Annotated in this window: 2 protein-coding genes; both read left to right on the top strand. The window is 71.9% G+C overall.

The features are described 5' to 3' along the window. Positions 1-140 precede the first annotated feature (140 nt). A complete protein-coding gene (locus tag ABEA26_RS33995) occupies positions 141-5,489 on the top strand; it encodes a type I polyketide synthase (RefSeq protein ID WP_425587950.1) in 5,349 nt (1,782 codons plus the stop codon). Positions 5,490-5,948: 459 nt separating this feature from the next. Further along, a partial coding sequence (locus ABEA26_RS34000; RefSeq protein WP_345597650.1) for a type I polyketide synthase occupies positions 5,949-7,432 on the top strand: 1,484 nt, incomplete at its 3' end.

Here is a 7,432-nt window from a genome sequence, read left to right on the forward strand (position 1 = left end):
ACGCCCACCTCGACGCCCTCGCCCAGGACCGGCGGGCCCGCGGCCTGACCGCGACGTCCATCAGCTGGGGCCCGTGGGCCGACGGCGGCATGGCGGCGGGCGAGGCGGAGGCGGAGCTGTTGCGCCGGGGGCTGCCCGCCATGGTTCCGGAGCGGGCCGTCGCGGCCCTGCAGCAGGCCCTCGCCGAGGGCGACACGCACGTCACCGTGGCCGATGTGGACTGGACGCGGTTCGCGCCCGTGTTCACGGCGCTGCGCCCGAGCCCGCTGCTCACGGGCCTGCCCGAGGTGCGGGATCTCCAGGAGGAGGAGACCGCGGCGGCGGACGACGGGGCCTCGGCCCTCCGGGACCGGCTGGCCGCGGCCACCGCAGCGGAGCGGACCCGGGCACTGCTCGAACTGGTGCGGAACCAGGCGGCGGTCGTCCTCGCGCACGGCAGTGCGAGCTCGGTCACCGCGGCGAGCACCTTCCGGGAACTCGGTTTCGACTCGCTGACCGCGGTGGAGCTCCGTAACCGCCTGGCCAAAGAAACTGGGCTCAAGCTCCCCGCGACCATGGTGTTCGACCACCCGACTCCTATGGTTCTGGCCGATCACCTGCGGGCCGAGCTGTTCGACGGGGAGGTCGAGCACGCCGGCGCCCTCGAGGCGATGACGGCGGCGACGGCGACGGTGGTGACCGACCCGGACGACCCCATCGCGATCGTGGGCATGAGCTGCCGATTCCCGGGCGGTGTCCGTACGCCGGAAGAGCTGTGGGAACTGCTGGCGGCCGGCACGGACGGGGTGACCGGGTTCCCGGTGGACCGGGGCTGGGACCTCGATTCGCTGTACGACCCGGACCCCGACCACGCGGGCACCTCGTATGTGACCGAGGGCGGCTTCCTGCGCGACGTGGGGGACTTCGACCCCGTCTTCTTCGGGATCTCGCCGCGAGAGGCCACCGGCATGGACCCGCAGCAGCGGCTGCTCCTCGAGACTTCCTGGGAGGCGTTCGAGCGGGCGGGCATCGATCCGGAATCGCTGCGCGGCAGCCGGACCGGAGTCTTCACCGGTACCAACGGCCAGGACTACTCGGCCCTACTGTTCATGTCCGCCGACAGTGCCGAGGGCCACATGGGCACCGGCAACGGAGCAAGCGCCGTGTCGGGCAGGGTCTCGTACACGTTCGGCCTCGAAGGACCCGCGATCACTGTGGACACGGCGTGCTCGTCGTCCCTGGTGGCGCTGCACCTGGCGATCCAGGCGCTGCGGGCGGGCGAGTGCTCGCTGGCCCTGGCCGGAGGTGCCACTGTGATGTCGACGCCCGGCGCGTTCATCGAGTTCTCGCGCCAGCGCGGTCTGGCGGAGGACGGGCGCGTCAAGGCGTTCGCCGACGCGGCGGACGGCACGGCTTGGGGCGAGGGGGTCGGCATGCTGCTGGTGGAGCGTCTGTCCGACGCCCGCCGCAACGGTCACGAGGTCCTCGCGGTCGTGCGCGGCAGTGCGGTGAATCAGGACGGCGCATCCAACGGTCTGACCGCCCCCAACGGGCCCGCGCAGCAGCGCGTCATCCGCCAGGCCCTCGCCTCGGCCGGTCTGTCGGCGTCGCAGGTCGACGTGGTGGAGGCGCACGGTACGGGCACCAGGCTCGGCGACCCCATCGAGGCCCAGGCGCTGATCGCGTCGTACGGCCGGGATCGGACGCGGGAACAGCCGTTGCTGCTCGGTTCGGTGAAGTCGAACATCGGTCACACGCAGGCCGCCGCCGGTGTCGCCGGTGTCATCAAGATGGTCATGGCGATGCGCCACGGTGTGCTGCCGCAGACCTTGCACGTCGACGAGCCGTCCACGCAGGTGGACTGGTCGGCGGGGGCCGTCGAACTCCTGAGGGAGTCGGTGGCGTGGCCGGAGACGGGCGGACCGCGCCGCGCGGCGGTGTCGTCGTTCGGTATCAGCGGCACCAACGCCCACACGATCATCGAGCAGGCTCCCGCGCCCGAGGTCGACGCGGAGCCGCGGCCGGCCCCCCCGACCGTCTCGTCGGCCCCGGTCCTGCCATGGATGCTGTCCGCGAAGTCGGCGCGCGCCCTCGCGGCGCAGGCCGGGCTCCTGCGGTCGCACCTGCTGCGCCGGCCCGGACTCGACGTGTCGGACGTGGCGTTCTCGCTCGCCACGAGCCGTGCCGCGCTGGCCCACCGGGCCGTCGTCGTCGGGAAGGACAGGGACGCACTGCTGCGCGGCGTCGAGGCACTGGCCGAGGACGGCACGGACCCGAACGTGATCGTGGATTCGGTCACGTCCGGACAGCTCGCGGTGCTGTTCACGGGCCAGGGGTCGCAACACGCCGAAATGGGCCGGGAGTTGTACGAGACGTACCCCGTATTCGCGGATGCGTTCGACGCGGTCTGTGCGGAGCTGGACCGTCACTTGGACAGGCCGCTGCGCGAGGTTGTCTTCGAGGGTGGCGAATTGCTGGATCAGACGCGGTTCACGCAGGCGGGCCTGTTCGCGCTCGAAGTCGCGCTCTTCCGTCTCGTGGAGGCGTGGGGCGTGCGGCCCGACTACCTGCTCGGGCATTCCATCGGTGAGCTGTCGGCCGCGTACGTCGCCGGGGTGCTGTCCCTCGAAGACGCTGCCGCTCTCGTGGCCGCCCGAGGTCGTCTGATGCAGGCACTCCCGACGGACGGGGCGATGGTGTCCCTCCAGGCGACGGAGAGCGAGGTCCTGCCACTGCTGACGGACGACGTGTCCATCGCTGCTCTCAACGGCCCGCAGTCCACGGTGGTTTCGGGTGATGAGGCGGAGGTCTTGCGGATCGCCGCGCACTTCGAGGGCGAGGGCCGCAAGACCAAGCGGCTGCGGGTGAGCCATGCGTTCCACTCACCGCGTATGGAGGCGATGCTCGACGACTTCCGCAAGGTCGCAGAGGGGCTGACCTTCAGTGCGCCGCAGTTGGCCATCGTCTCGGACGTGACGGGCGAGGTCCTGTCCGCTGAGGAGGTCCAGGAGCCGGAGTACTGGGTGCGCCACGTCCGCGAGGCGGTCCGTTTCCTGGACGGCATCCGCACCTTGGAAGCGGAAGGTGTGACGGCGTTCCTGGAGCTGGGTCCGGACGGTGTGTTGTCCGCGATGGCGCAGGACTGCGTCACCTCCGACTCCGGGGAGATCACCTTCGTGCCGGTCCTTCGCAAGAACCGCGAGGAGCCGGAGAGCCTGCTCACCGCCCTCGCCGAACTCCATGTACGCGGCAAGGCGGTCGACTGGACGGCGTACTACGCCGGCGCCGACGCCCGCCGGGTCGACCTGCCCACCTACGCCTTCCAGCGGCAGCGCTACTGGCCGAAGCCGAGCGGCCCCGCCGCACCGGAGACGGATGCCGTGTCCTCCATGGACGCACGGTTCTGGGCCGCGGTGGAGCAGGAGGACTTGTCAGGCCTCGTCGACGGCGCAGGACTCACCGCCGACCAGCCACTGGGCGAGGTGCTGCCACTGCTGTCGTCGTGGCGCCGCCGGTCCCGCGAGCAGTCCACGGTCGACGCCTGGTGCTACCGGGTCGCGTGGAAGGCGATCGCGGACGACACCGGAGCGCCGCTGTCCGGCACCTGGCTGGTCGTGGCGGCCGACGAACACCTCGGCCACCCGGTCGTCGCCGGGATCGAGGCGCACGGCGCCGTCACCACCCGCGTGTCCGTGGATCCGAGCACGCGTGACCGGGCCGGACTGGCCGAGCAGCTGGCCGGAGCCGGCGAGGCCGCGGGCCCCGAAGGCATTGCGGGCGTCGTCTCCCTGCTGGCCCTCGGCCAGGAACCCATGGCGGCCACGCTGGACCTGGTGCAGGCACTGGGCGACGCGGGTGTACGGGCGCCCCTGTGGTGCCTGACCCGTGGAGCCGTGACCACTGGCCGCTCCGACGCGGCGCCGGAACCGGCACAGGCCCAGCTGTGGGGCCTCGGCCGGGTCGCGGGTCTGGAACAGCCGCAGAGCTGGGGCGGGTTGATCGACCTGCCCGCGACGCCGGACGAGCGGGTGGTGGACCGAGTCCTCGCCCTCATCGGTGGCGGCAGCGGAGAGGACCAGGCCGCGGTGCGCCCCGCCGGAGTGTTCGTGCCCCGGCTCCTGCGGGCGTCGACGAACACCACGGGCGGCGAGTGGGCCCCGCGCGGCACGGTGCTCGTCACCGACGCCACGACGCCGTTCGGCTCGCACGTCGCGCACTGGCTGGCCGGCACCGCGGCCGACCGGGTGGTCCTGATGACGCCCGAAGGACAGGAACCGACCGAGGCGGCGGTGACGGCGCTCGGCGAGCGCGCGGTTGTCGCGCCCTGTGACGTGACCGACCGCGCCGCGCTCGACGCGCTGGTCCGGCGGCTCGCCGACGAGGGCGGCCCCGTGCGCGCGGTGCTGCACACCGTCGGCGGCAACCACCTCGCCCCGCTCGACACCATCCGCATGGAGGAGGCCGACGCACGGCTGGCCGCCAAGGTGGTCGGCGCGGCCCATCTCGACGCGGTCCTCGCCGACACGGAACTGGACGCCTTCGTCCTGTTCTCCACCATCGCCGGTGTCTGGGGTGGCGGCGGCCAGGGCGTGTACGCAGCGGCCGGCGCCTACCTGGACGCACTGGCGCTGAACCGCCGAGCGCGCGGCCTCGCCGCGACATCGGTGGCCTGGGGCCCGTGGACCGACGGCGACACAGCGGAAGGCACCGTGCGGGACGGCGAAGCCGGGCAGGCAGAGGAGGCGGAGCTGCTGCGCAGGCGGGGCCTGCCCCCGATGGCGCCGGAGCCGGCCCTCGCCGCGCTGCGCCAGGCGGTCGCCGATTCCGACCCGCTGCTCACCGTCGCCGACGTGGACTGGGCGCGGTTCGCTCCGTCGTTCACGGCCCTGCGGCCCAGCACGTTCCTGGCGGAACTGCCGGAGGCCGTGGACGCCCTGGCGGGCGGCGCCGAGCCGGCGGACGTCGACGACGACGCCGTCGACGAGCTGCGCCGACGACTCGAGTCCCTGTCCGAGCGGGAGCGGGAGGCCGAACTGGTGCGGCTGGTGAGCACCCACGCGGCGGCGGTACTCGGCCACCCGGTGGACGAGGTCGGAGCCGACCGGATCTTCCGGGAGCTCGGATTCGACTCCCTGACGGCCGTGGAACTCCGCAACCGGCTGACGCGGGCCACCGGGCTCCGGCTGCCGGCAGGCCTGGCCTTCGACCGTCCGACGGCGGCAGCGACGGCAGCGTTCCTGCACACGGAACTCCGATTCGACTCGGAGGCGTCGGACGCTTCGGGCGCATCGCTCCTCGCGGAACTGGACAAGCTGGAAACCGCCATGTCAGGAACGGAGCCCGACAACCTGACGCGGACAAGGGTCACGATGCGACTCCAGGCATTTCTCGCCAAGTGGTCGGACGGGCGTGCCGAGAGCGAACAGGCCGATGTGAGCCAGAAGCTGGAATCGGCATCGGACGATGAGATCTTCGATTTCATCAACCAGGAGTTCGGCCGCTCGAATTGACGGCTCCGTACCCGCCCCGCCCACCGGCGGGGCGGGGCAGCCGGCCACGCGGCGGCTGCCGAGCGGACCGCCGCCGTGCCCCCGCCCCCTGCGGACCCGTGACCCGGAACAATCCGGAACGGGCGGCGTGGCCCGGCTCCCGGGCGCCGTACCGGCCGCCGACCCCTGGGCCGACAGGGGCGGTTGGCTAGGGGGACGGGCCGAACCCATAGGGGTTGTGCGGCCAAGGGGGGTCGAATAGCTTCGCATTGCGAGTTGATCTGCTGGAATGCCGATGCGATTACAGGAGCGTGTCGGCCTTCGAGGGTCCGAATGTGAAGGCTATGGGCTAAGGGTTGTGTGGTCTCGGTCAATTCACGCCGAGTAATTACTCCCCCACCAGGGGGGACGTCGAACGATTTTCCACCCGGTTCCCGGTCCTCCATCGCTATTAAGTGCTGTCTGCTCAGGGTGGGATGAATGGCGAACGAAGAGACGCTGCGGGATTACCTCAAGTGGGTCACCGCGGATCTGCACCAGACCCGTCAGCGTCTGGCGGAGCTCGAGGCGGCCGACCTCGAGCCCATCGCGATCGTCGGCATGAGCTGCCGCTACCCGGGCGGCGTGCGCAGCCCCGAAGACCTCTGGCAGCTGACCACTTCGGGCGTCGACGCCATCTCGTCGTTCCCCCTCGACCGAGGCTGGGAGAGCCTCGGCGACGCCACTGACTCCGCGGGTCCCGCGTTCGCCATGGAGGGCGGCTTCCTCGACGGCGTCGGCGGCTTCGACCCGGCGTTCTTCGGGATCTCGCCGCGCGAGGCGCTGGCGATGGACCCGCAGCAGCGCCTGCTGCTCGAAACGTCCTGGGAGGCCTTCGAGCGCGCCGGGATCACGGTCGACACGCTGAAGGGCAGCCGCACCGGCGTCTTCGCCGGCACGACGGGACAGGACTACTCGACGCTGCTCCAGCCGCCCCCGGAAGGCACCGGCGGCTACGTCCTGACCGGGACGTCCGCGAGCGTCGTCTCCGGTCGCATCGCCTACACGCTCGGCCTCGAGGGGCCCGCCGTGACGGTCGACACGGCCTGCTCCACCTCGCTCGTGACGCTGCATCTCGCCGTGCAGGCCCTGCGGTCCGGCGAGTGCTCCCTGGCGCTCGCCGGCGGCGCGACCGTCATGTCCACCCCCGCGGCGTTCTACGGCTTCAGCGACCAGGGCGGGCTCGCCGCCGACGGCCGCTGCAAGTCGTTCGCCTCGACGGCCGACGGCACGTCGTGGTCCGAGGGCGTGGGCGTGCTGCTCCTGGAGCGACTCTCCGACGCCCGCCGCAACGGCCGCGAAGTCCTCGCGGTCGTACGTGGCTCCGCGGTGAACCAGGACGGCGCGTCCAATGGTCTGACCGCCCCCAACGGCCCCTCCCAGCAGCGCGTCATCCTGCAAGCCCTCGCCAACGCCCGCCTCTCGGCCCAGGACGTCGACGCGGTGGAGGCACACGGCACGGGCACACGTCTCGGCGACCCCATCGAGGCCGAGGCCCTCATGGCTACGTACGGCCAGGGCAGGGCCGCCGAACGACCGCTGCTTCTGGGTGCGTTGAAGTCGAACATCGGTCATACCCAGGCTGCTGCGGGCGTCGCCGGGGTGATCAAAACAGTTCAGGCGGTACGCCACGGAGTTCTGCCCGGGACCCTGCACGTGGACGAACCGTCCTCCCACGTCGACTGGTCCGCCGGTGCGGTGGAGCTGGTCACCGAGCAGCGTGCCTGGCCGGAGACGGGCGAGCCGCGCCGCGCGGGCGTCTCGTCGTTCGGCATGAGCGGTACGAACGCGCATGTGATCGTGGAGCAGGCGCCGGAGGCGGAGCCTGTGGTGACGGAGTCCGTCGCCGGGTCTGCTCCGGTGGTGGGTGCGGGTGTGCCGTTCGTGCTGTCGGGCAAGTCGGAGGACGCGCTGCGGGCGCAGGC

The organism is Streptomyces marokkonensis (assembly GCF_039539045.1).
In the GTDB taxonomy this organism is placed as follows: domain Bacteria; phylum Actinomycetota; class Actinomycetes; order Streptomycetales; family Streptomycetaceae; genus Streptomyces; species Streptomyces marokkonensis.

Excerpts from the sequence above, each read along its gene's own strand:
- ABEA26_RS33995 (WP_425587950.1), top strand. The coding sequence starts at position 141 with ATGGTTCCGGAGCGGGCCGTCGCGGCCCTGCAGCAGGCCCTCGCCGAG.